This window comes from Variovorax sp. AC103 (assembly GCF_979254005.1).
Genome location: NZ_CEEDFC010000017.1, coordinates 1 through 22,198, shown reverse-complemented (window position 1 = coordinate 22,198; position 22,198 = coordinate 1). Strand labels below are relative to the sequence as shown.

The 22,198-nt window shown below is 67.7% G+C and carries 30 protein-coding genes; 22 read left to right on the top strand and 8 right to left on the bottom strand.

All coding sequences use genetic code 11. The features are described 5' to 3' along the window. Nucleotide 1 precedes the first annotated feature (1 nt). The 12 genes from AC0IYU_RS22950 to AC0IYU_RS22895 all read left to right on the top strand — a co-directional run bounded on the left by AC0IYU_RS22950 (nucleotide 2) and on the right by AC0IYU_RS22895 (nucleotide 6,417). Entirely contained in the window at nucleotides 2-568 is a 567-nt protein-coding gene (locus AC0IYU_RS22950) for a hypothetical protein (protein WP_472121410.1), read from the top strand. 225 nt (nucleotides 569-793) lie between these two features. Further along, complete coding sequence (rplC, locus tag AC0IYU_RS22945; RefSeq protein WP_116913568.1) at nucleotides 794-1,474, top strand: 50S ribosomal protein L3; 681 nt, start codon at nucleotides 794-796, stop codon at nucleotides 1,472-1,474. Next, nucleotides 1,474-2,094 carry a 50S ribosomal protein L4 gene (rplD, locus tag AC0IYU_RS22940; RefSeq protein ID WP_093218836.1) on the top strand — a complete coding sequence of 207 codons (621 nt, stop codon included), beginning with the start codon at nucleotides 1,474-1,476 and terminating at the stop codon, nucleotides 2,092-2,094. The genes rplC and rplD overlap by 1 nt, the downstream gene beginning before the upstream one ends. Continuing rightward, a complete protein-coding gene (rplW, locus tag AC0IYU_RS22935; protein ID WP_007838129.1) occupies nucleotides 2,091-2,426 on the top strand; it encodes a 50S ribosomal protein L23 in 336 nt (111 codons plus the stop codon). The genes rplD and rplW overlap by 4 nt, the downstream gene beginning before the upstream one ends. A gap of 2 nt (nucleotides 2,427-2,428) precedes the next feature. Beyond that, nucleotides 2,429-3,253, top strand: coding sequence for a 50S ribosomal protein L2 (gene rplB / locus AC0IYU_RS22930; protein WP_093057772.1), 825 nt, complete (start codon nucleotides 2,429-2,431; stop codon nucleotides 3,251-3,253). A 10-nt stretch (nucleotides 3,254-3,263) separates the two neighbouring features. After that, nucleotides 3,264-3,542, top strand: coding sequence for a 30S ribosomal protein S19 (gene rpsS, locus AC0IYU_RS22925; protein WP_007838132.1), 279 nt, complete (start codon nucleotides 3,264-3,266; stop codon nucleotides 3,540-3,542). A gap of 9 nt (nucleotides 3,543-3,551) precedes the next feature. Further along, on the top strand, nucleotides 3,552-3,884 hold the full coding sequence (rplV, locus tag AC0IYU_RS22920) for a 50S ribosomal protein L22 (protein ID WP_007838134.1): 333 nt from the start codon (nucleotides 3,552-3,554) through the stop codon (nucleotides 3,882-3,884). A gap of 17 nt (nucleotides 3,885-3,901) precedes the next feature. Continuing rightward, nucleotides 3,902-4,816 (top strand): 30S ribosomal protein S3, encoded by a 915-nt coding sequence (gene rpsC / locus AC0IYU_RS22915; RefSeq protein WP_435437673.1) that lies wholly within the window; start codon nucleotides 3,902-3,904, stop codon nucleotides 4,814-4,816. A 52-nt stretch (nucleotides 4,817-4,868) separates the two neighbouring features. Beyond that, complete coding sequence (gene rplP / locus AC0IYU_RS22910) at nucleotides 4,869-5,285, top strand: 50S ribosomal protein L16 (protein WP_093136308.1); 417 nt, start codon at nucleotides 4,869-4,871, stop codon at nucleotides 5,283-5,285. A 55-nt stretch (nucleotides 5,286-5,340) separates the two neighbouring features. Next, entirely contained in the window at nucleotides 5,341-5,550 is a 210-nt protein-coding gene (gene rpmC, locus AC0IYU_RS22905; protein WP_435437713.1) for a 50S ribosomal protein L29, read from the top strand. Nucleotides 5,551-5,559: 9 nt separating this feature from the next. After that, a complete protein-coding gene (gene rpsQ / locus AC0IYU_RS22900) occupies nucleotides 5,560-5,829 on the top strand; it encodes a 30S ribosomal protein S17 (RefSeq protein WP_435437674.1) in 270 nt (89 codons plus the stop codon). An 81-nt stretch (nucleotides 5,830-5,910) separates the two neighbouring features. Beyond that, complete coding sequence (locus AC0IYU_RS22895; protein ID WP_435487317.1) at nucleotides 5,911-6,417, top strand: peroxiredoxin; 507 nt, start codon at nucleotides 5,911-5,913, stop codon at nucleotides 6,415-6,417. A gap of 6 nt (nucleotides 6,418-6,423) precedes the next feature. Here AC0IYU_RS22895 and AC0IYU_RS22890 read toward each other — a convergent pair whose 3' ends face one another. Beyond that, nucleotides 6,424-7,011 carry a GNAT family N-acetyltransferase gene (locus tag AC0IYU_RS22890; RefSeq protein WP_435487318.1) on the bottom strand — a complete coding sequence of 196 codons (588 nt, stop codon included), beginning with the start codon at nucleotides 7,009-7,011 and terminating at the stop codon, nucleotides 6,424-6,426. Nucleotides 7,012-7,159: 148 nt separating this feature from the next. Then, entirely contained in the window at nucleotides 7,160-7,657 is a 498-nt protein-coding gene (locus AC0IYU_RS22885) for a TlpA disulfide reductase family protein (protein WP_435437677.1), read from the bottom strand. 110 nt (nucleotides 7,658-7,767) lie between these two features. On the opposite strand from AC0IYU_RS22885, the gene AC0IYU_RS22880 reads away from it, so the two are divergent. The 10 genes from AC0IYU_RS22880 (at nucleotide 7,768) to AC0IYU_RS22835 (ending at nucleotide 16,064) form a co-directional block, all read left to right on the top strand. Further along, on the top strand, nucleotides 7,768-8,307 hold the full coding sequence (locus AC0IYU_RS22880) for a hypothetical protein (RefSeq protein ID WP_472121408.1): 540 nt from the start codon (nucleotides 7,768-7,770) through the stop codon (nucleotides 8,305-8,307). Between the two features lie 121 nt (nucleotides 8,308-8,428). Continuing rightward, entirely contained in the window at nucleotides 8,429-8,884 is a 456-nt protein-coding gene (locus AC0IYU_RS22875) for a PTS sugar transporter subunit IIA (RefSeq protein WP_435437679.1), read from the top strand. Further along, nucleotides 8,853-9,122 (top strand): HPr family phosphocarrier protein, encoded by a 270-nt coding sequence (locus tag AC0IYU_RS22870; RefSeq protein ID WP_472121404.1) that lies wholly within the window; start codon nucleotides 8,853-8,855, stop codon nucleotides 9,120-9,122. The genes AC0IYU_RS22875 and AC0IYU_RS22870 overlap by 32 nt, the downstream gene beginning before the upstream one ends. A gap of 10 nt (nucleotides 9,123-9,132) precedes the next feature. Next, entirely contained in the window at nucleotides 9,133-10,935 is a 1,803-nt protein-coding gene (gene ptsP / locus AC0IYU_RS22865; RefSeq protein ID WP_472121401.1) for a phosphoenolpyruvate--protein phosphotransferase, read from the top strand. 130 nt (nucleotides 10,936-11,065) lie between these two features. Then, entirely contained in the window at nucleotides 11,066-11,452 is a 387-nt protein-coding gene (locus AC0IYU_RS22860) for a DUF4148 domain-containing protein (protein ID WP_472121399.1), read from the top strand. Between the two features lie 130 nt (nucleotides 11,453-11,582). Further along, a complete protein-coding gene (locus tag AC0IYU_RS22855; RefSeq protein ID WP_435487322.1) occupies nucleotides 11,583-12,047 on the top strand; it encodes a Spy/CpxP family protein refolding chaperone in 465 nt (154 codons plus the stop codon). A 94-nt stretch (nucleotides 12,048-12,141) separates the two neighbouring features. Then, a complete protein-coding gene (locus AC0IYU_RS22850) occupies nucleotides 12,142-12,540 on the top strand; it encodes a DUF4260 domain-containing protein (RefSeq protein WP_435437683.1) in 399 nt (132 codons plus the stop codon). Between the two features lie 139 nt (nucleotides 12,541-12,679). After that, on the top strand, nucleotides 12,680-13,372 hold the full coding sequence (locus tag AC0IYU_RS22845) for a response regulator transcription factor (RefSeq protein WP_472121396.1): 693 nt from the start codon (nucleotides 12,680-12,682) through the stop codon (nucleotides 13,370-13,372). 126 nt (nucleotides 13,373-13,498) lie between these two features. Next, nucleotides 13,499-14,920: a HAMP domain-containing sensor histidine kinase gene (locus AC0IYU_RS22840; protein WP_472121393.1), complete on the top strand. Its 1,422-nt coding sequence runs from the start codon at nucleotides 13,499-13,501 to the stop codon at nucleotides 14,918-14,920. A gap of 100 nt (nucleotides 14,921-15,020) precedes the next feature. Then, nucleotides 15,021-16,064 carry an NADP-dependent oxidoreductase gene (locus tag AC0IYU_RS22835; RefSeq protein WP_472121390.1) on the top strand — a complete coding sequence of 348 codons (1,044 nt, stop codon included), beginning with the start codon at nucleotides 15,021-15,023 and terminating at the stop codon, nucleotides 16,062-16,064. A gap of 10 nt (nucleotides 16,065-16,074) precedes the next feature. On the opposite strand, the gene zwf is transcribed toward AC0IYU_RS22835, so the two are convergent. The 6 genes from zwf to AC0IYU_RS22805 form a co-directional block, all read right to left on the bottom strand. Continuing rightward, complete coding sequence (zwf, locus tag AC0IYU_RS22830) at nucleotides 16,075-17,538, bottom strand: glucose-6-phosphate dehydrogenase (protein ID WP_472121387.1); 1,464 nt, start codon at nucleotides 17,536-17,538, stop codon at nucleotides 16,075-16,077. 72 nt (nucleotides 17,539-17,610) lie between these two features. Then, entirely contained in the window at nucleotides 17,611-17,928 is a 318-nt protein-coding gene (locus tag AC0IYU_RS22825; RefSeq protein ID WP_435437688.1) for a hypothetical protein, read from the bottom strand. Between the two features lie 75 nt (nucleotides 17,929-18,003). After that, nucleotides 18,004-18,843 (bottom strand): DMT family transporter, encoded by an 840-nt coding sequence (locus AC0IYU_RS22820; protein WP_472121384.1) that lies wholly within the window; start codon nucleotides 18,841-18,843, stop codon nucleotides 18,004-18,006. 250 nt (nucleotides 18,844-19,093) lie between these two features. Beyond that, nucleotides 19,094-19,654 (bottom strand): hypothetical protein, encoded by a 561-nt coding sequence (locus tag AC0IYU_RS22815; RefSeq protein ID WP_472121382.1) that lies wholly within the window; start codon nucleotides 19,652-19,654, stop codon nucleotides 19,094-19,096. A gap of 50 nt (nucleotides 19,655-19,704) precedes the next feature. Continuing rightward, entirely contained in the window at nucleotides 19,705-20,868 is a 1,164-nt protein-coding gene (locus AC0IYU_RS22810; protein WP_472121380.1) for an SLC13 family permease, read from the bottom strand. Further along, complete coding sequence (locus AC0IYU_RS22805) at nucleotides 20,865-22,145, bottom strand: MFS transporter (RefSeq protein ID WP_472121377.1); 1,281 nt, start codon at nucleotides 22,143-22,145, stop codon at nucleotides 20,865-20,867. Before AC0IYU_RS22805 ends, AC0IYU_RS22810 begins: the two co-directional genes overlap by 4 nt. Nucleotides 22,146-22,198: the final 53 nt, after the last annotated feature.

Below are 22,198 nucleotides of genomic sequence, written 5' to 3'. Positions count from 1 at the left end.
CATGAATCTCCGTCCCAGCTCGATGATCGTCGCGGCGGCGTGGCTGACGCTCGCGGTCGCGCCCGCGTCCGCTCTTGCGGACGGCGTGCCGGCGCCGCGCGTGGGCAAGCGTGTGGCATCGGCTTCTCATGCGCCCATGACAGTCGCGGTGCGCAAAGCGAATGATTCGGGCGTGGCGATCCAGTACCGGGTCGAGGGCGTGGCCCAGGCCGGCCGGCCGGTTTCGGTCTACCTGCAGTTCGACGGCGTGACCGATCCGGCCGGAGCCACGGTGCAACTGACCACCGATGCCGGCCTCGCGCTGGCGACGAACAGCAGGCTGGTGCTGCCGGCCGGCCAGCGCACGAATGCCACCGCAACGGTGACGAGCAGCCGCGAAGGCCTCGCCTACCTGAACGTCTTCGTGACGCAGAACGGGGCCATGAGCATCGTGGCGATTCCCGTGCAGACCGGTTCTGGCACCCTGGCGACCAAGTCAACAGGCGACATGAAGTCGTCGGCGGACGGTGAAAAGATCATCTCGCTGCCCGCCAAAGAGCCAAAAGAGCCCAAAGAGCCCGCCAGATAGCCCTGAAACGGGGTCTTCGCGCTTGCCAAACAGGCGCCATGGCGGTACTTGCACCGCGCCCCCATCGCGGTCTATAATCGCTGGCTCTGCCCTTGTTGCGTCCGCAAGGATGTTGTGTAGGCGGAGATTTATCAACCTTCTTCCGTAGCCGGAGAAATCTGGCAAACGCTGTTGCCAATTGAAGTGGCAGTGGCGGAAGAGGATTTCCATTTTTGGAGAAAACATATGAGTCTGAGCAACTCCCTCGGGTTGCTGGGCCGCAAGGTGGGGATGATGCGTCTCTTCACCGATGACGGGGACGCAGTTCCTGTCACGGTGGTGGATGTGTCCAACAACCGTGTGACCCAGATCAAGTCCCAAGAGACCGATGGCTACGTCGCCCTGCAGGTGACGTTCGGGTCGCGCAAAGCATCGCGCGTGACCAAGCCCCAAGCCGGCCACCTTGCCAAGGCAGGTGTCGAAGCTGGCGAAATCATCCAGGAATTCCGCGTCACCGCAGATACCGCAGGTCAGCACAAGGCTGGCGGCGTGATCGCTGCGAGCAGCGTGTTTTCCGTGGGCCAGAAGGTGGACGTGCAAGGCACTTCCATCGGCAAGGGTTTCGCAGGCACGATCAAGCGTCACAACATGAGCTCGCAACGCGCGTCGCACGGTAACAGCCGTTCGCACAACGTTCCCGGCTCGATCGGCATGGCACAAGACCCCGGTCGCGTGTTCCCCGGCAAGCGCATGACGGGCCACCTCGGCGACGTCACCCGCACGACGCAAAACCTCGACGTGTTCCGCATCGACGAAGCACGTCAACTGCTGCTCATCAAGGGCGCGATTCCGGGTTCGAAGGGTGGCTTCGTCACCGTGCGTCCCGCCATCAAGGCCAAGCCGCAAGCGGCTGAAGGAGCGAAGTAATGGAACTCGAACTCCTGAACGAACAAGGCCAGGCCGCGTCGAAGTACGACGCCCCCGAGACCGTGTTCGGCCGCGACTACAACGAAGACCTGGTCCACCAGATCGTCGTTGCATTCCAGGCCAACGCCCGCCAAGGCACGCGCGCCCAGAAGGACCGCGAGCAGGTCAAGCACTCGACCAAGAAGCCTTTCAAGCAAAAGGGAACGGGCCGCGCCCGTGCCGGTATGACGTCCTCGCCGCTGTGGCGCGGGGGTGGCCGGATCTTCCCGAACATGCCTGACGAAAACTTCTCGCAAAAGATCAACAAGAAGATGTACCGCGCCGGCATGGCCGCCATCTTCTCGCAGCTCGCTCGCGAAGGCCGTCTGGCCGTGGTGGATTCGCTGACCGTGGATTCGCCCAAGACGAAGCCGCTGGCAGCCCGTTTCAAGGCAATGAATCTCGAGTCCGTGCTCGTGATCGCCGAAGAAGTCGACGAAAACCTGTACCTTGCCTCGCGCAATCTGGTCAACATCCTCGTGGTCGAACCCCGTTACGCCGATCCGGTGTCGCTGGTTCACTACAAGAAGGTGCTGGTCACCAAGGGTGCCGTCGACAAGCTCAAGGAGATGTTCGCATGAGCCGCGTGAACCCTACCGCCGCTGAACGTACGTTCGAAGAAGGCCGCCTGATGGCGGTGCTGGTCGCCCCGATCGTGTCCGAAAAGGCCACGATGGTCGGCGAGAAGTCGAACGCTGTCACTTTCAAGGTGCTGCAAGACGCCACCAAGCCCGAGATCAAGGCCGCTGTTGAACTGATGTTCAAGGTCGAAGTCCAGGGCGTGTCGGTGCTCAACACCAAGGGCAAGACCAAGCGCTTTGGCAAGTCCATCGGCCGCCGCGACAACGTTCGCAAGGCCTATGTGACCCTGAAGCCGGGTCAAGAGCTCAACCTCGTCGGGGAAGGCGCTTAATCATGGCCGTCATCAAGATGAAACCCACTTCGCCGGGCCAACGCGGCGCGGTGAAGATTTCGCGTGATCACCTGTTCAAGGGTGCTCCTCACGCAGCCCTGCTGGAACCCCAGTTCCAGAAGGCCGGCCGTAACAACAACGGTCACATCACGATCCGTCACCGTGGCGGTGGTTCCAAGCACCACTACCGCGTTGTCGACTTCGTGCGCAACAAGGACGGCATCCCGGCCAAGGTCGAACGCATCGAGTACGACCCGAACCGCACCGCCCACATCGCTCTGGTCTGCTACGCCGACGGCGAGCGCCGCTACATCATCGCCCCGCGCGGTCTTGAAGCCGGTGCAACGCTGCTGTCGGGCGCCGAAGCCCCGATCCGCGCCGGCAACACCCTGCCGATCCGCAACATTCCGGTCGGCTCGACGATCCACTGCATCGAACTGCAACCCGGCAAGGGCGCGCAGATCGCGCGTTCCGCCGGTACGTCGGCCACGCTGCTGGCTCGCGAAGGCGTCTACGCCCAGGTCCGCATGCGTTCGGGTGAGGTGCGTCGCATCCACATCGAATGCCGCGCAACCATCGGCGAAGTGGCCAACGAAGAGCACAGCCTGCGCCAACTCGGCAAGGCAGGCGCCAAGCGCTGGAAGGGCATTCGCCCGACCGTTCGCGGCGTCGTGATGAACCCGGTCGACCACCCGCACGGTGGCGGCGAAGGCAAGACTGGCGAAGGCCGCCATCCTGTCGACCCATGGGGCAATCTGACCAAGGGCTATCGCACCCGTAACAACAAGCGCACGCAGGTCTTCATCGTGTCGCGTCGCAAGAAGTAAGGGATAGCCAATGACTCGCTCTCTCAAAAAGGGTCCTTTCGTCGACCACCACCTGGTGGCCAAGGCCGACAAGGCCGTGACGACCAAGGACAAGAAGCCGATCAAGACCTGGTCGCGCCGCTCGATGGTCCTGCCCGAATTCATCGGTCTGACCATCGCTGTGCACAACGGCAAGCAACACGTGCCCGTGTACATCACCGACCAGATGGTCGGCCACAAGCTCGGCGAATTTGCGCTCACGCGCACGTTCAAGGGGCACCCCGCGGACAAAAAAGTCCAGAAGAAGTAAGGAACGACCATGTCTGAAACACGTGCAGTCCTCCGCGGTGTCCGCCTGTCGGTCGACAAGGGCCGTCTGGTCGCGGACCTGATCCGCGGCAAGAAGGTCGATCAAGCGCTCAACGTTCTGCAGTTCACGCAGAAAAAGGCCGCTGTGATCATCAAGAAGGTGCTGGAGTCGGCAATTGCCAACGCCGAGCACAACGACGGTGCCGACATCGACGAGCTGAAGGTCAAGACCATCTACGTCGAGCAAGGTGCAACGCTCAAGCGCTTCACCGCGCGGGCCAAGGGTCGCGGCAATCGCATCAGCAAGCCCACGTGCCATGTGTACGTGACGGTTGGCAACTAAGAAGGCCTGGAAGAAATATGGGACAGAAAATCCACCCAACCGGGTTCCGCCTTGCGGTTACCCGTAACTGGTCCAGCCGCTGGTACGCAAGCGACCGCGATTTCGCGGGCATGCTGGCCGAAGACATCAAGGTTCGCGAATACCTGAAGAAGAAGCTGAAGAACGCTTCGGTGTCGCGCGTCATGATCGAACGTCCCGCCAAGAATGCACGCATCACGATCTACTCGGCACGTCCGGGCGTCGTGATCGGCAAGAAGGGTGAAGACATCGAGAACCTCAAGCGCGAACTGGGCAAGCAGCTCGGCGTGCCGGTGGCAGTGAACATCGAAGAAGTGCGCAAGCCCGAAATCGATGCACAGCTGATCGCCGACAGCATCACGCAACAGCTCGAAAAGCGGATCATGTTCCGCCGTGCCATGAAGCGCGCCATGCAAAACGCCATGCGTCTGGGTGCCCTGGGCATCAAGATCATGTCGTCGGGTCGCCTGAACGGTATCGAAATCGCTCGTTGCGAGTGGTACCGCGAAGGTCGCGTGCCGCTTCACACGCTGCGCGCCGACATCGACTACGGCACCTCGGAAGCCAAGACCACCTACGGCGTCATCGGCGTCAAGGTCTGGGTCTACAAGGGCGACACGCTGGGTCGTAACGACCTGCCGGCCGTCGAAACGCCGCGTCCTGAAGAAGAACGTCGTCCGCGTGGTCCCCGCCGTGATGGTCGCCCTGGCGACCGTCCGGGTGGCGACCGTCGTGGTCCCAGCTCCGGCCCCCGCGCCGGTGCCCGCGGCCCGATCGGTGGCAACACCGCTCCCGCCGATGGCAGCGACAAGCCCGCAGAAGCAACCGGCGGTGCCGGTGACTCGAAACCCGCCGTTAAGCGCGTCCGCAAAGCCGCGCCCGCTGCAGCAGCGGACGGTGCCAAGACCGAGTAATCGGTCGCTCCCGGGCGCGAAAGCGCCTGGGGCCCTCACGGAGTAATAAAACATGCTGCAACCTGCACGCAGAAAGTTCCGCAAGGAACAAAAGGGCCGCAACACCGGCGTCGCAACCACGGGTAACTCGGTTGCGTTCGGTGATTTCGGTCTCAAATGCACCGATCGCGGCCGCCTCACGGCACGCCAGATCGAAGCCGCTCGTCGCGCGATTTCGCGTCACGTGAAGCGCGGTGGCCGTATCTGGATCCGCGTGTTCCCGGACAAGCCCATCTCTACCAAGCCCGCTGAAGTGCGGATGGGTAACGGTAAGGGCAATCCCGAGTACTACGTCGCTGAAATCCAGCCTGGCAAGATCGTGTTCGAGATCGTCGGCGTGCCCGAAGAACTCGCCCGCGAAGCGTTCCGCCTGGCGGCCGCCAAGCTTCCGCTGCGCACGACGTTCGTCGCTCGCCAGCTCGGCGCCTGAGAGGAGAACACCCATGGCAACCCGTAAGAAAAAAGAAACCGTGGCTCCGGCCAAGGTGACCAAGGCTGCAACGCTGCGCACGAAAGATGTCGACGCGCTGAAGACCGAAGTCAAGGAACTGCAAAAGGCCCATTTCGGCCTGCGCATGCAAAAAGCCACGCAACAGCTGTCGAACACCTCGACGCTGCGCGTGACGCGCCGCGACATCGCGCGCGCCAAGACCATTCTTGCGCAGAAGCAGCAAGAAACCGCCGCCGCCAAATAAGGAATGAACATGACGGAACCTAAAAAATCCCTCAAGCGCACCTTGATTGGCAAGGTGGTCAGCGACAAGCGTGCCAAGACCGTGACCGTGCTGGTCGAGCGCCGTGTGAAGCACGAGCTCTACGGCAAGATCGTGGCCAAGACGAGCAAGTACCACGCCCATGACGAAAATGGTCAGTACAAGCTGGGCGACACCATCGAGATCACGGAAAGCCGTCCGATCTCGAAGACCAAGAACTGGGTTGTGACCCGTCTGGTCGAGAAGGCCGTTCTGGTCTGACCGATCAGATACCCGGCTCGAGACAGCCCATCCGAAAACGGCCCACAATGTGGGCCGTTTTTCTTTTTCCGGAGCACTCACATGATCAAAGTCGGCGACACCCTTCCCTCGGCCACCCTGCAGGAATATTCCGAAGTCGAGGGAGAGGGCTGCAGCATCGGCCCGAACGCCGTGGACGTGACCAAGGCATCGGCCGGCAAGACGATCGCGCTGTTCGCCCTGCCTGGCGCCTTCACGCCGACCTGCTCGGCCAAGCACGTGCCGGGCTATGTGCAGCACTTCGACGACTTCAAGGCCGCCGGCGTGGACGAGATCTGGTGCGTGAGCGTGAATGACGCTTTCGTGATGGGTGCGTGGGCACGCGACCAGAAGACCGGCAGCAAGGTGCGCATGCTAGGCGACGGCAGCGCCGACTTCGCCAAGGCCACCGGCCTGACGCTCGACCTGACCGCGCGCGGCATGGGCGTGCGCAGCAACCGCTATTCGATGCTCGTGAAAGACGGCAAGGTCGCCACGCTCAACGTCGAAGGCCCGGGCAAGTTCGAAGTCAGCGACGCCGAAACGCTGCTGGCGCAAGCCCGCGGCTGAGCCCGGCTAGAGATCCGCCTTCAGGTAGTGCGCCCCGGCGACGGGGTTGTGATAGTAGGGCGGCACCTCCGCAAAGCCCAGGTCTTCGTAGAGGGCCCGCGCCGACTCCATGTCGTCGAGGGTGTCGAGCAGCACGCAGCCGTAGCCCGCGCCGCGTGCGGCGTCCAGGATGGCCTCGGCCAGCTGCCGGCCCAGGCCAAGCCCGCGGAAACCGGGGCGCACGTAGAGGCGCTTCATTTCCGCGGCGTTCGCGTAGTCCGCGTTGTCCAGCGGACGCAGCGCGCAGCAGCCCGCCACGTGCGCCAGCGTGCCATCGGCGCGCCGGAGCGTTGGCGTCTGGCGGCCGGTTTCTTCCTTCACATTGGCGGGATCGACCAACGCCAGCAACAGCATGCCCCGCGGTTCGGCGTAGTTGCCAGGCAGGCCGGCCAGTTCGCCGTCGAAATCCTGGAATCCCAGGTCGATGCCCAGCGAGGCGGCGTAGTCGCGAAAGATCGCGCGCGTGGCGTCGAACTCGTGCGCTTCTTCAGGCGCGAGCAGCACAACCGCCGGCATGGCCGACAGCGGCAGGGGGCGCGAGACGGAAAAGCTCATGCGGCCACGAAAGAGTCTGTCATCGAAGAAGGGGCCCCAGGGGCCGATGCGGCGGAAGGCGCAGGTTAGCAAAGTCCGGGCCGCACGCTGATCGGGGTTGTTGCTAGTGCAGCCCTTCGAACGGAAAAGCGCCTGCGCGCAGTCCGCGTCAGGCTTCGGCCAGCAGCTTTTCGATCAGCTTGTGCAGTTCGGCAAAGTCCGGCTCGCCCACATAGCGCTTCACGATCTCGCCGCGCTTGTTGACCAGGTAGGTGGTGGGCGTGAGCTTCACGTCGCCCCAGGCCTGCGCCACGCTGCCGGTGTTGTCGATCGCCACCTTGAACGGCAGCTTGCGTGTTTCGGCGAAGTTGACCACGTAGCTCGGCGGGTCGTAGCTCATGGCCACGGCCAGGGTGTCGTAACCCTGCGCCTTGTACTTGTCGTAGGTGGCGATCACCTTGGGCATTTCGCCAACACAGGTCACGCAGCTCGTGGCCCAGAAGTTGACCAGGGTGACCTTGCCCTTCAGGTCCGCGGTGCTCTTTTGCGTGCCGTCGAGCAGCACGAAAGTCGAGGCCGGCGCAGCGGTGGCGCCGGAGCCGAAGTACACGCCCACGCCGACGGCCAGCGCGAGGACGACGGAGGCAGCGGCGATGTATTTCTTCATGGCTTTACAGATGAGAAGGGCGGCGCGATTTTAGTTCCGCCCGCCCGATTCGTGCTGGCGGCGCCACGGTGCCCCTCGGCAGCGCATCGCGGCTCGATAATTCCTCCCCCATGCCGTCGTCCGTCCCCCGCCCCTGGCTCGCGCTGGCCATTGCAGCCCTGGTTGCCGCCTGCAGCCCCACCTTCAACTGGCGCGAGGTGCCCATAGCCGAAGCCGGCCTGATCGCGCTGCTGCCCTGCAAGGCCGACCGCGCGAACCGCGCGCTGCCGCTGGGCGCCGAATCGGTACAGGTCGACATGACGGGCTGTGACGCCGGTGGCGCCACCTTCGCCATCGCTCATGCGTCGGCCAACGGCCCGGTGCAGGCCGAGGCTTGGCTCAACGCCTGGCGCACCGCCACCCGCGGCCAACTGGAGGGAGCCGGTGAGGTGCAGGTGACGGAAACGCCCGCGGCGCTTCAACGCGCAACAGCCACGCCTGCTCCGCTGCGGCTCGACGGGCGCAAGCAGGGTGCCGCACCCGTGCAGATCCTCTGGTTCGCCCAGTCGCAAAAGGACGGCACCGTGGCGCTCTACCAGGCCACCGTGCTGGGGACGCCCTCCTCGGGCGAGGCGTCCAGAACCTTCTTCGAGGGCCTGCGCCTGCCATGAGGGCGGCGCTTTGCGTGGGTACGGGCGCAACACTGGCCGCTTTTCCGGGCTGCCGCGTTGTGTCACATATCTACTTACCCTGGGCGGCCCCGCATAATCGACGCGTCGTCCTCCGTCCCGCATGAACAGCATTCTCATCATCGCCCACTCACCGTTTGCCCATGCGCTGCGGCAGTGTGCGCTGCATGTGTTCCCCGATTGCGAACACGCCATCGTCGCGCTCGACGTGTTGCCCAACGTGTCGCCCGAGGAAACGCTGGCCGCCGCGCGCATCACGCTCGAGCAGCAGTTGCGCGCACCGCGCTCGCAGGTGCTGGTGCTGGCCGACGTGTTCGGCGCCACGCCCTGCAACGTGGCGCAAAAACTCGTGGACGGCGCCCGTTCGCGGCTGGTGGCGGGGGTCAACCTGCCGATGCTGCTGCGCGCCGTCACCTACCGGCACGAGCCGCTGGAGACGCTGGTGCAGCGCGCCCTTGCGGGCGGCACCGCGGGCGTCATGCAGGTGGCGGTGGCGGCTCCCCAGAACCAGGCGAAGAGAAAGCACAGTGATCAAGAAATCCGTGACCATCAGCAATAAGCTGGGCCTGCACGCACGCGCATCGGCCAAGCTGACCAAGCTCGCAGGCAGCTTTCCCTGCGAGGTGTGGCTCTCGCGCGGCGACCGCCGCATCAACGCCAAGAGCATCATGGGCGTGATGATGCTGGCCGCCGGGCTCGGCTCCACGGTGGAGGTCGAAACCAACGGCCCGCAGGAAGAAGAAGCGATGAACGCCATCGTCCACCTCATGGACGACAAGTTCGGCGAAGGCGAGTAAGGACCCTGCCATGACCTTCGCAGTCCACGGCCTTCCCGTTGCCCGTGGCATTGCCATCGGGCGCGCGGTGCTGGTGGTGTCGAGCCGCATCGACGTGGCCCACTACTTCATCAAGCCCGAAGAAATCGAGACCGAGATCGACCGCGTGCGCACCGCGCGCAACGCGGTGGCCGACGAGCTCATCAAGCTGCAGGCCAATGTCGCGCTGATGGGCCCGAACGACGCGCCGCACGAACTGTCCGCGCTGCTCGAGGTGCACCAGATGCTGCTGCAGGACGAGGCCCTCAGCACCGGCGTGAAGCACTGGATCAGCGAGCGGCTCTACAACGCCGAATGGGCGCTGACCACGCAGCTGGAAATCATCGCGCGCCAGTTCGACGAAATGGAAGACGCCTACTTGCGCGAACGCAAGGCCGACCTCGAACAGGTGGTCGAGCGCCTGCTGCACCGCATGAAGGGCACGGCCGCCGTGCTCGCGCCGAGCCCGCCGCGGCGCAAGCGCGCCGCCGCCACGGACGACGACGCGGACGACCCCACTGCGGGTGACGGCATCGACGTGCCCCTGGTGCTCATCGCGCACGACCTGTCTCCGGCCGACATGCTGCAGTTCAAGAAGAGCGTGTTCGCCGGGTTCGTGACCGACGTGGGCGGGCGCACCTCGCACACCGCCATCGTCGCGCGCAGCATGGACATTCCGGCCGTGGTCGGCGCGCGCACCGCCAGCCAGCTGGTGCGCCAGGACGACTGGGTCATCATCGACGGCGATGCCGGCGTGGTGATCGTCGACCCGTCGCCGATCATCCTGGCCGAGTACGGCTTCAAGCAGCGCCAGGGCGACCTCGAACGCGGCCGGCTCGCGCGGCTGCGCCACAAGCCCGCCGTCACGCTCGACGGCCAGCGTGTCGAGCTGCTCGCCAACATCGAGATGCCGGAAGACACCGTGGGCGCCGTCAAGGCCGGCGCCGTGGGCGTGGGCCTTTTCCGCAGCGAGTTCCTTTTCATGGGCCGCGAGTCGTCCACGCGCCAGACGCGCCTGCCCGACGAGGAAGAGCAGTACCAGGCCTACAAGCGGGCGGTCGAGGGCATGCAGGGCATGCCCGTGACCATCCGCACCATCGACGTGGGGGCAGACAAGCCGCTGGACAGCAAGTCGTCCAACAAGCAGGAGCACCTGAACCCCGCGCTCGGCCTGCGCGCCATCCGCTGGAGCCTGGCTGACCCGGCCATGTTCCTCACGCAGCTGCGCGCCATTCTTCGCGCGGCCGCGCACGGCGAGATCCACCTGCTGATTCCCATGCTCGCGCACGCCAGCGAGATCCGCCAGACGCTGTCGCTGATCGACTTCGCGCGCACCGAGCTCGACAACCGCGGCGCGGTGTACGGCCAGGTGAAGCTCGGCGCCATGATCGAGATTCCGGCAGCTGCGCTCACGCTGCGCATCTTCCTGAAGCACTTCGACTTCCTGTCGATCGGCACCAACGACCTGATCCAGTACACGCTGGCCATCGACCGTGCCGACGAATCGGTGGCGCATTTGTACGACCCCGCGCACCCGGCCGTGCTGCGCCTCGTGGCAGACACCATCACCGAGTGCCGCCGCCAGGGCAAGGGCGTGTCGGTGTGCGGCGAGATGGCCGGCGACGTGGCCTTCACACGGCTGCTGCTGGGGCTGGGCCTGCGCAGCTTCTCGATGCATCCCTCGCGCATCCTCGCGGTCAAGCAGGAAGTGCTGCGTGCCGACACCAGCAAGCTCGAGGCCTGGGCCCAGCGCGTGCTCGAGTCCGACGACCCCGCCGCCACCATGGCGGGCTGAACGTTTTCACTCGCCCTGGCGGGCGAGTGAAAAGAATCGATACATGCCGCAACCGCGGCGAAAGGACTTGCGGGGCGCCCGCAAGCACGATCAGGTCTTCTCTTCCAACCCCGAAAGAAAGGCCTGCATCATGAAGTTCGTCTCCACCTCCGTCTCCTTCTCCCAGATCATCGCGATCAGCTCGTTCGCCATGCTCGCCGCTGCGGGCGCCAAGGCCGAAAGCTACAAGGGCGTGCAACCCGCCGTGTCGGCCAAGAGCCGTGCCGATGTGAACGCCGAAGCCGTGCGCACCGCGTCGGCACCCAACCAGAACGTGGTGCGCGGCTCGCGCGGCCCGGAGACCATGGCCGTGTCGATGGAGCGCGACCGCGTCGTCGCCGAAGCCGTGCGTGCCGCCGCCGCGCCCGACCAGAACGTGTCCTCCGGCTCGCGCGTGAACAGCAAGGTCATCTCGACCCTGCAGAACCCCGTCGACGCACGCGCCGCGGCCATCAACGCCAAGAGCAGCCGGCTGTAAGCAGCCCCTGCGCGGTTGCCACGCCCGTCGCAATCAAACGAAACACGCCGATACCCCGGCGAGAGGACTTGGCTCGGCGCACCTCGCACCATCGAGCTTCCTCCTCACCACACAACATCAAGGACTTGATATGAAGCACTGGATCAAACGCACTCTCTTCGGTTTTGCAGGCGCCGCCATGGTGGCCGGCAGCATCGCCGGCTGTGCCGGCCAACGCCACGGCTGGAGCGGCGACAGCGCCGAGTTCCGCGCGAAGATGGTCGAGCGCGTGGGCAGCAAGCTCGAGCTCGACGCCAGCCAGAAGCAGAAGCTCACCGTGCTGGCCGAGAAGCTGCAGGCACAGCGCGAAGCGATGCGCGGCGCAGGCGGCTCGGGCGACCCGCGCTCGCAGTTCAAGGCGCTGTTCGCGGGCAACAAGCTCGACCAGGCCGGCGCCACGCGACTGGTCGACGAGAAGACCGCCGCCGTGCGCAACGGCAGCCCCGAGATCATCGCGGCCGCGGCAGACTTCTACGACCACCTGAATGCCGCCCAGCAGCAGAAGGTGCGCGACTTCATGGACCGCGGCGGACGCCGCTGGAGCCATCGTGGCTGACCTTGATTCACCCTCGGTCTTCGCGCACTTCGTGTCGCTTCGCCAACCCTCTTCCAGGGGGCGACACCCGTGGCCCGGCGAAGCCGGTTCCACGGTGTCTCGCGAACAGAGCCTCGGCGCCGCGGGCGGCGTGCGGGGGCTGCTGCGGCTCGAAGGCACCGTGGTGCTCGGCGTGGCCCTTGCTGCCTACGCCCAGTTCGGCGCGGGCTGGGGCGTGTTCGCGCTCTGGCTGCTGGCGCCCGACCTCTCGCTGCTGGGCTACCTCGCGGGCCCGCGCGTGGGCGCGGCGCTCTACAACGCGGCGCATTCGTACGTCGGGCCGGTGCTGCTGCTGGCGCTCGGCGTGTTCGCGGCCCTGCCGTGGGCGGTGGCCGGCGGCCTCATCTGGCTGACCCACATCGGGCTGGACCGCGCACTGGGCTACGGGCTGAAGTACGCCGCGGGCTTCGCCTTCACGCACCTCGGGCGCATCGGCCGGGCCGATCCATGGTGAAGCGCGCGATGCCTGTGTTTCCTTCGCGGCCGCGCACGGTGCACCCGGCGGCTGTCATCACCTGGGCCGTGCGATGCCACCCGGTCTGATGGTCAGCGAAGTCATCCGCCATTTCCTTGCCAGGAGGCACAATCCCGCCATGCCGCGCATCCTGCTGATCGACGACGACGAACACCTCGCCGCGCCGCTGACCACCTACTTCGCACGCTTCGGCTGCACGCTCGACAGCGCGGTGCGCCCGAGCGAAGGTCTCGCCAAGCTGCGCGCCGGCCATTACGACGCCGCCATCCTCGACGTGATGCTCCCCGAGATGGATGGCTTTGCGCTGTGCCGCGAGATCCGCAAGGAAAGCGACATTCCCATCGTCATGCTCACCGCCCGCGGCGAGGTGATGGACCGCGTGGTCGGCCTCGAACTGGGCGCCGACGACTACGTGCCCAAGCCCTTCGAGCCGCGCGAACTGGTGGCGCGCGTGCAGACCATCTTGCGGCGCCAGCGCAGCGCACCGCCCGCGGCCGCCGGCACGCAGCAGCGTGTGTTCGACGGCCTGTCGATCGACCTCGACCGGCGCCAGGTGCTGCGCCACGGCGAGCGCGTGGAGCTCACCGGCACCGAGTTCGAGCTGCTGGCGCTGCTGGCGGCCGAGCCCGGCAAGGTGTTCAGCCGCGACGACATCCTCAACCGCCTGCGCGGCCACGAGGCCGAGCTCTATACGCGCGCGGTCGACATCGTGGTGAGCCGCCTGCGCAAGAAGCTGGAGCCGCTGGACTGCATCAAGACGCTGCGCAATGCGGGCTACGCGCTGGCCGTTGCGCGCAGCGAGCCTGCATGAGCGCCGCGCCGGGCCGCCCCAAGCAAGCTCGCACCGCAGCGCGTAGCGCGGAGGTTCTCCGATGAGCGCCGCGCCGGGCCGCCCCAAGCAAGCTCGCACCGCAGCGCGTAGCGCGGAGGTCTTCCGATGAGCTTGAACCGCAGGGACCACCGTGCGGTGATGCGCGAGATGCGGCAGCGCATGGCCTGCCGCGAGGACATGTCACGCGAGGAATGGCGCACGCAGTGGCACGCCCGCTGGAACGAGAAGGTGCAGGGCAAGCGCCGCTGGCGCCGCTCGCTGCGCGTGCGGCTGGTGCTGATGTTCGTGATGCTCGCGCTGGTGATGGCGGCGGTGTTCATGGGCGGCATGAAGAAGTCGTTCTCCACCGGCTGGGCCGAGGCCGCCAAGCCCATGCTCACCGACTACACCGACCGCCTGGTGGCCGAGATCGGCACGCCGCCCGACGTGGCGCGGGCGCAGGCGCTGGTGGCCCGGCTGCCCATCACCATCCGCATCGTCGGCCCCACGGTCAACTGGGACTCCAACCCTGGCGGCGCGAACGGCCCCGGCGGCTGGATGCACGACCGCGACGACGTCTTCGGCGGCGACAAGTGGTTCATCCGCTCCACGGCCGACGGCCACCGCGTGATCTTCGGCTGGGCGCCCAAGCTGTGGCAGCTGGCGCCGCGCGTCATCGGCTGGGCCACGCTCGCCCTGCTGCTGTCGTGCGTGCTGCTGGCCTATGCCTACGTGAACCGGCTGCTGCGCCCGCTGATCGACATCCGCGAAGGCGCGCAGCGCTTCGGCCGCGGCGAGTTCGCACAGCCCATTCCCGTGCGGCGCAACGACGACCTGGGCGACCTCGCGGAGCGCATCAACACCATGGCCGACGACATCCAGGCCATGCTCGACGCCAAGCGCGGCCTGCTGCTCGCACTGAGCCACGAGCTGCGCTCGCCGCTCACCCGCGCCCGGCTCAATGCCGAGCTGCTGCCGGCCACGCCCGAAGGCCAGCCCGAGCGCGAGGCGCTGCTGCGCGACCTGAACGAGATGCGCGACCTCATCAGCGACCTGCTCGAAAGCGAGCGCCTGGCAAGCCCGCACGTGGCGCTGCTGCGCGAGCCGGTCGACCTGTCCGTGCTGATCCGCGAGACGGTGGCCGAGATGCCCGATGCGCAGCACGTGCACCTCGACCTGGCCGAAGGCCTGCCCCCGCATGCCGTCGACCGCATGCGCATCCGCCTGCTGGTGCGCAACCTGCTGGACAACGCGCTGCGCTACAGCACCGACGCACCTCGGCCGCCCTGCGTGTCGCTGCGCGCGGTGCTCGACGGCAGGAAGCAGGGCGTGGAGATCGAGGTGCGAGACCACGGCCCCGGCGTAGGCGAAGAGCAGCTCGAGCGGCTGACCGAGCCCTTCTATCGCACCGACGGCGCGCGCGCGCGCGCCACCGGCGGCGTGGGCCTGGGCATGTACCTGTGCCGGCTGATCGCCGAGGCGCACGGCGGCGAGCTGACTGTGCGCAACGCCGGGCCGGGGCTGCAGATCATCGTCCGGCTGGCTTGAGCGATCGGGCGGCGGGGGCTGTCGCCTGCGCTACCAGCCGTGACGGGGGGCGCGGCTACGATGCGCCTCCCAGCCCGCATCGGCCCATCAAGGAGACACCATGAGCAGCCCCCTCACCAACCACCAGGTCCGACTCGCCAAGCGCCCCGAAGGCGCCGCCACCCGCGAGAACTGGAAGTTCACCACCGAGCCCGTCGGCGAGCCGGCCGAGGGCGGCGTGCTGGTCAAGACGCTGTCGCTGTCGCTGGACCCCGCCATGCGCGGCTGGCTCAACGACGCCAGGAGCTACATCCCGCCGGTGGCCATCGACGAGGTGATGCGCGCCGGCGGCGTCGGCCGCGTCGTCGCCTCGAAGAACCCCGGGTTCGCGGTGGGCGACACGGTGTACGGCACGCTGGGCGTGCAGGAATACATCCTCATCGCGCAGGAAGACCTGAAGCGCAACGGCCTGGTGAAGATCGACCTGAACGTCGGCACCATCGGCCAGTGGCTCAACGTGCTCGGCATGCCGGGCATGACCGGCTACTTCGGCCTGATGGACGTGGGCCAGCCCCAACCCGGCGAGACCGTGGTGGTGTCGGGCGCGGCCGGCGCCGTGGGCCAGACCGTGGGCCAGCTCGCCAAGCTCAAGGGCTGCCGCGTGGTCGGCATCGCGGGCGGCGCGGCCAAGTGCGAGTGGGTGGTGAAGGAGCTGGGCTTCGACGCCTGCATCGACTACAAGGCCGGCGAGGGCGCGGTGCGCGCGGGCCTGAAGGAGCACTGCCCCAAGGGCGTGGACGTGTACTTCGACAACGTCGGCGGCGAGATCCTCGACCACGTGCTGGCCAAGCTGGCGCGCAAGGCCCGCATCATCATCTGCGGCGCCATCAGCCAGTACAACAACGCGAACAGCATGCCCTCGGCCGGCCCGCGCAACTACCTGAGCCTGCTGGTGAACCGCGCGCGCATGGAAGGCATCGTGGTGTTCGACTACGCCGACCGCTATCACATCGCCATCGCCGAGATGGCCGGCTACCTGAAGGACGGCCGCATGAAGAGCAAGGAAGACGTGGTGAAGGGGCTCGACACCTTCCCCGAGTCGCTCAACAAGCTGTTCGCGGGAGAGAACTTCGGCAAGCTGGTGCTGGAGGTGGCGCAGGCCTGAGCGGCGTCTTTCAGTTGCCGGTCTTGTTCGGATCGCGCCAGGCGCGCTCGAACGGCAGCCGCCACGCATGCGGCGCAATCAGCTGGTGCACCGGCTTCGGCCCCCATGAGCCCTGCTCGTAGAGCCGCACCGGCGGCGGCGATTCGAGCAGCGCGGTCGACACCTCCCACAGCCGCTCGATGCCCTCGGCCGTGGTGAACAGCGTGCGGTCGCCGCGCATCGCGTCGAGTATCAAGCGCTCGTAGGCCTCCAGCACCTCGCCGGCCATGCCGGTGTCGCGCATGGCGAACTGCAGGCTCAGCTTGTCCAGCCGCATGCCGGGGCCGGGGCGCTTGCCGTAGAAGGACAGCGACATCTTCGAAGCGTCCGCCAGGTCGAAGGTCAGGTGGTCGGGCCCCTGCGCGCCCACGCCCGAGCCCGGTGGAAACATGCTCTTGGGCGGCTCGCGGAACGCGATGGAAATGATGCGCTGGCCCTCGGCCATGCGCTTGCCGGTGCGCAAATAGAAGGGCACGCCGGCCCAGCGCCAGTTGTCGATGTGGCACTTCAGCGCAATGAAGGTCTCGGTGTCGGAGTCGGGGTCCACGCCTTCCTCGGCGCGGTAGCCGCTGTACTGGCCGCGCACCACGTCGGCGGGCCGGATCGGCTCCATGCTGCGAAAGACCTTGTTCTTTTCCTCGCTGATGGGCGCGGGCTCCAGCGCGGTGGGCGGCTCCATGGCCATGAAGGCCAGGATCTGGAACAGGTGCGTGACCACCATGTCGCGGTAGGCGCCGGTCTGTTCGTAGAAGCCCGCGCGCTTGCCCAGGCCCAGTGTTTCGGGCACGTCGATCTGCACGTGGTCGATGAAGTTGCGGTTCCAGATGGGCTCGAACAGCCCGTTGGCGAAGCGGAAGGCCAGGATGTTCTGCGCCGGCTCCTTGCCCAGGAAGTGGTCGATGCGAAAGATCTGCTCTTCCTGGAACACCTCGTGCAGCTTGCCGTTGAGCGCGACGGCGCTGGCCAGGTCGGTGCCGAAGGGCTTTTCCATGACGATGCGCGAGCGCTCCACCAGCCCGGCCTCGCCCAGGGTGCGCACCACGGTCAGCGCCGCGCTGGGCGGCACGCTCAGGTAGTGCAGGCGCCGGCACTCGGTGCCCAGCGAGGCTTCGGCGCGGTCGACCGCGGCGCGCAATGCGGCGGCGCCGGCCGACAGGGGCACGTAGTCGAGCGTGGCGGCGAAGGCTTCCCAGTCGGCGGGCTGGGTCTTGCGGCTGCCGAACTCGTCGAGGGCCGCGCGGGCGGCGGCGCGAAAGCCGTCGACGTCGAGTTCATCGAGGGACACGCCGATGACGCGGCAGCCCGGAATGAAGCCGGCGCTGCACAGGTGGAACAGCCCCGGCAGAAGTTTTCGCCTTGCCAGGTCGCCGGTGGCGCCCACCAGGACCACCACCTGCGGAAAACGCGGACCGACACCGGGAGGGATCTTCGCCATGTTGTCACCTTGGAGCTGTTGTACCCGGGCCCCAAGCGATTTCGGTGCCAGCCCTGGCGCCGGCGGTGCGGGTCAGTCGGTGGCGGGCCGCATGGGCACGTCGCCCAGCGCCTCGTCGTCGCGCAGGCCGTGCGCGGCCTTCAGCAGTTCGATCGACATGCCGTCGCTCTGGCCGGCAAAGCCCTTGGCGACGCCTTCGAGCACCGTCGACAGGCCGACTTCGCCGTCGGCACGGGCGTCCATGCTCACGTTCAGCACCCGCGCCGCCATCTGGCGGTAGGTGACGGCGCCCGCGCTCTCCAACGCGGCCACCAGGTCGAGGTACAGCGCCAGGTTCAGGTCGAACACCAGCTTGGGCGTGATCTCGAAATCCTCGTTCTTGTTTTGCATGGGTGTGGCTCCTTTTTTTCCTGAGCCTCCACTCTAGCCACAAAAAACGGCCGGGCTCGTCGGATACAGCCTGATTCAGCGTGCGCGCGTGCCCATGATCGCCGCCGAGATGATGAGCAACGCCGCGAGCGCAATGGTCCAGGTCAGCGGCCGGCCGGTCACCAGCAGCAGCAGCGCGGTCGAGCCCAGCGGCGTGAGGTAGCTCAGGATGCCGATCTGGCGCGCGTCGCCGCGCTTGAGTGCCGCGTCCCACGCGAAGAAGGCCGCGCCCAGCGGGCCCAGCCCGCACACCAGGAGCAACAGCCCGTCGCGCCCCGACAACGCCACCGAGGGCTCGAGCACTGCGTGGCAGGCCAGCGACAGCACGCCCGAGACCAGCCCGAACAGGCCGATGGCCGAGGTCGGGAAGGGTGCGACGCGTTTCGTGCCGAGCGAGTAGCTGGCCCACACGAAGGCCGAGGCCAGCGCCGGCAGGAAGCCCCAGTAGCCTGTGGAAGTGGCCGCGCCGCCGCCCGCGCCGAGGATCGCGGCGGCCGCGCCCGCGAACCCCAGCAGTCCCGCCACCAGGTGCAGCGGGCGCAGTGTCACGCCCGGCAGCAGCGCCGGCGCCAGCACCACCATGAGCAGCGGCCAGAGGTAGTTGACCAGGTTGGCCTCGACCGGCGGCGCGTAGCGCAACGCGATGAACAGCAGGAAGTGGTAGCCGAACAGGCCGTACACGCCCAGCGCCAGCGTGCGCGGCGGCACCGTCCAGGCGCGGCGGTCGCGCAGCACGAGCGGCCAGCTCGGCACGCTGCCGATGACCAGCGCCAGCCCGGTGAGCAGGAACGGCGGCAGGTGCGACAGGGCGGTGCCCAGCGAGGCGAGGGTGGTCCAGAGCGCGATGGCGAGCAGGGCATAGACGGTAGATGACATGGGCCGCGAGACTACGCGATCCGGTCCGCGCTTTTTCGGAGGCCGCCGTGCGCCCACCCCGGCGCTCTTCCGGGAGGGGAGGGAGAAATACACAGCGGACGGCGCGCGACCGGTTTTGCTCCTTCCCCTCCCGGGGGAAGGCTGGGATGGGGGCAAGCCTTCGATCAGGCGCCGCGCTTGTTCAGAGGCCGTCGTGCCCCCACCCCAGCCCTCCCCCGGGAGGGGAGGGAGAAAGACAAAGACAAGCGCTTCAGCCCTTTTCTGCGTCCCGCACCGGCCGGCCGTTGACCTTCACGGCCTCGACCACGCGCCCCTCGCCCGCGGCCAGCGGCTGGGCATGGCCCTCGGCGCGCACCTTGTCGCCGACCTTCAGGCCCAGCCGCGCGAAGCCGTCGGGCCGGGTGTGGACGAAGTCGCCGGTGTCCAGCACCACGCCGTTGGCCTCGCCATGGCGCGCGTAGTTGAAGCGTGCCACCGTGCCCGCGATGTCCGCTTCGGCGTCCGTGTGGCGCGGTGCCTGGCCGTCGACCGAGGCGAGCCGCTCGAAGCGGTAGACCGTGTGCCCGGCCTCGCCCTTGGGGGAGGGGCCTTCTTCGGTGCCCTCGATCACCAGCGCCTGGCCGGCCTGCAGGCCCGCGAAGGCGGACGCGGCGCCTTCGTCGTGGCGGTCGAACACGAACTGCGTGAGCACGCCGTCGGTGTCGATCAGCACGCCTTCGACGCCGCCCTTGGGGCTGTACACCAGGTGCTGGAAACGGCCTTCGACCGACCAGACGTCCAGGGTGTCATGGGTTTCGTGAGGATGTGGCATGGAATGAAAGTCCCTTGTGAGAGTGGTTGTGGAACAGGAAAAAGCGCGTTTCAACCGAGCCGCAGCAGCACCGCAGACGCCGCGCACACGATCAGGAAAGGAATGCTGATGCGGTGAAACTCGCGCAGCCCGTGCGGCACCTTGGCCAGCCGCAGCGCGATGAGGTTCGCGAGCGAGCCCAGCACGCAGCCGAAGCCGCCCACGCTCACGCCTGCCGCCAGCGCGGGCAGGTCGTGCACGTAGCGGTCCAGCAGGATGGTGGCCGGCACGTTGCTGATGAACTGCGAGGTGACGATGGCCGCCAGGTACGCGCGCCAGCCTTCGGCAATGGGCCACTGCCCCACCAGCGCGGCCACCGACGGCAGCTCCGCCAGCTGGCGCAGGTCCACGAACATCAGCGCGATGATGGCCAGCAGCGCCCAGTCCACGCCCAGCAGCACGCGGCGCTGGAACAGCAGGTAGGCGACGAACACCACCGCCAGGCCCGCCAGCAGCCAGTGCCGGTCGAGCGCGACGACGAAACCCACGAACAGCACGCCGGACAGCGCCAGCAGGCGCGGCTGCACCGGCGCGGCCTCGGCAGAGGGCTTGAGCGCGATGGCCGTGCGCGGCACCAGCAGCCACACGGCCACGAACAGCCAGAACAGCATGACCAGCACGGTGGGCGCCATCATGGCCATGAAGCCGCCGAAGCTCTCGCCGGTGCGGTGCCACAGGTACAGGTTCTGCGGATTGCCGATGGGCGTGAGCGCCGAGCCCGCGTTCACCGCCAGGGCCTGCAGCACCACCAGCCGCGCCAGCGGCAGGTGCGCTTGGGTGGCCAGCACGCGCGTGAGCGGCACCAGCAGGAACAGGCTCACGTCGTTGGTGACCAGCGCCGACAGCACGGCGGCGGTGGCGGTGAGCAGCAGCGCGAGCTGGCGCAGGTTGGTGGTGCGCGCCAGCAGGCGCTGGGCGGCCGCCTGCAGCATGCCGCTCTTCTCCACGCCCTGCGTGATGGCGAGCAGCCCGGCCAGCGCGCCCACGGTCTGCCAGTCGACCAGCTTCAGCCAGTCCATCGGCGCGCGCGGTCGCAGGAAGGCGAACAGCACGGCGACCGCCACCAGCACCCAGAGCAGGCCGTTGCCGCCGCCTTCGTGGGGCGGCGGGCTCTGGCTGTCCGCAAGGGCAGATGAGGAAGAAGGGGGCAGGGCGGACACGGTGTCTTTGGTCATGGAGCGGCGGGGGTCAGTGCGGAGTCGGTGGGCGCGTTCGCGATCGAACGGCGCCGGTCGCGAGTTTCCGGCATGGCCAGTGCGAACAGCGTCAGCGCACAGGCCGCGACGCCCGCCAGCATCACGAAGGCCGTGCCGTAGCCGGCCAGGTGCGCCACCGTGCCCGCCACCAGGTTGCTGAGCGCCGCGCCCAGCCCCACGCAGGCCGCACCGATGCCCAGCGCAAGGTTGAAGTGGCCGCTGCCGCGCGTGAGGTCCCCGATCATCAGGGTCAGCATCACGCCGAAGATGCCCGCGCCGATGCCGTCGAGCACCTGCAGCGACAGCAGCGCGGCCGGGCTGTCGGCCAGCAGGTAGAGCAGCCCGCGCACCGGCAGCACCGCGAAGCCGACGAGAAAGAGCGGCTTGCGCGCCAGCCGCGGCGCCCAGCGCCCGACCGCCAGCGCGATCGGAATGGTGACCAGCTGCGTGACGATCACGCCGCCCGACAGCCACAGCGTGGCCGAGGTGCCGGCCCGGCTGCCGACCTTCTGCGCCACCAGCGTGAGCATGGCGGCGTTGGCCAGGTGGAACAGGAAGGCGCAGACCAGCAGCACGACCAGGCGGCGGTCGTACCAGCGGGCGGTGGATGGCGCGGCGCCGGCCTCGCGGTCGGCATCGGCATCGGCATCGGCGCCGCGCGCCAGCCGCGGATCGACGTCGCGCTGGCGGATCAGCATGGCAGCCACCACCGTCGGCAGCGCCATCGCCACCGCGTAGAAGAACATCGCATGCGGACCGAAGGCGTGGCCGACCCAGCCGGTGCCCAGCGCCCACAGCACCGTGCCGCCCGCGGTGATGGCCGCGTTGCGGCCGACGCGCGCGTCCAGCCCGGCGCGCCCCACCATGCCCAGGCTGGTGGCCGCGATGGCGGGCGCCACCAGCGTGCCCGCCGCGCCGATGAGCGACTGGCCCGCCAGGATCACGCCGTAGCCCGGCCAGTTCGCCATGACCACCAGGCACGCCGCGATGAGCGCGATGGCCCCCGCGATCCAGCGCGGCTTGTGACGCACGCTGTCGATCAGCGCGCCGGCCGGCGCCTGCACCACCAGGCCCACCAGCGCCGAGACGAACATCACGGTGCCGATGCGTTGCGGGTCCCAGGCCAGCGTGCCGGCCATGAAGACGATCAGGAACGGCCCGACGCCGCCCTGGATGTCGGGCGCGAAGAAGGCCAGTGCGTCGAGCGCGCGCAGGCTGCGGCGCGACGGTGCGGGGGTGGCGGCGTCGGTGGTCATGGCGGGCGGGCCTGGCGGATCAGGACGCCGGCAGCGGGGCCGGGGGCGCCATC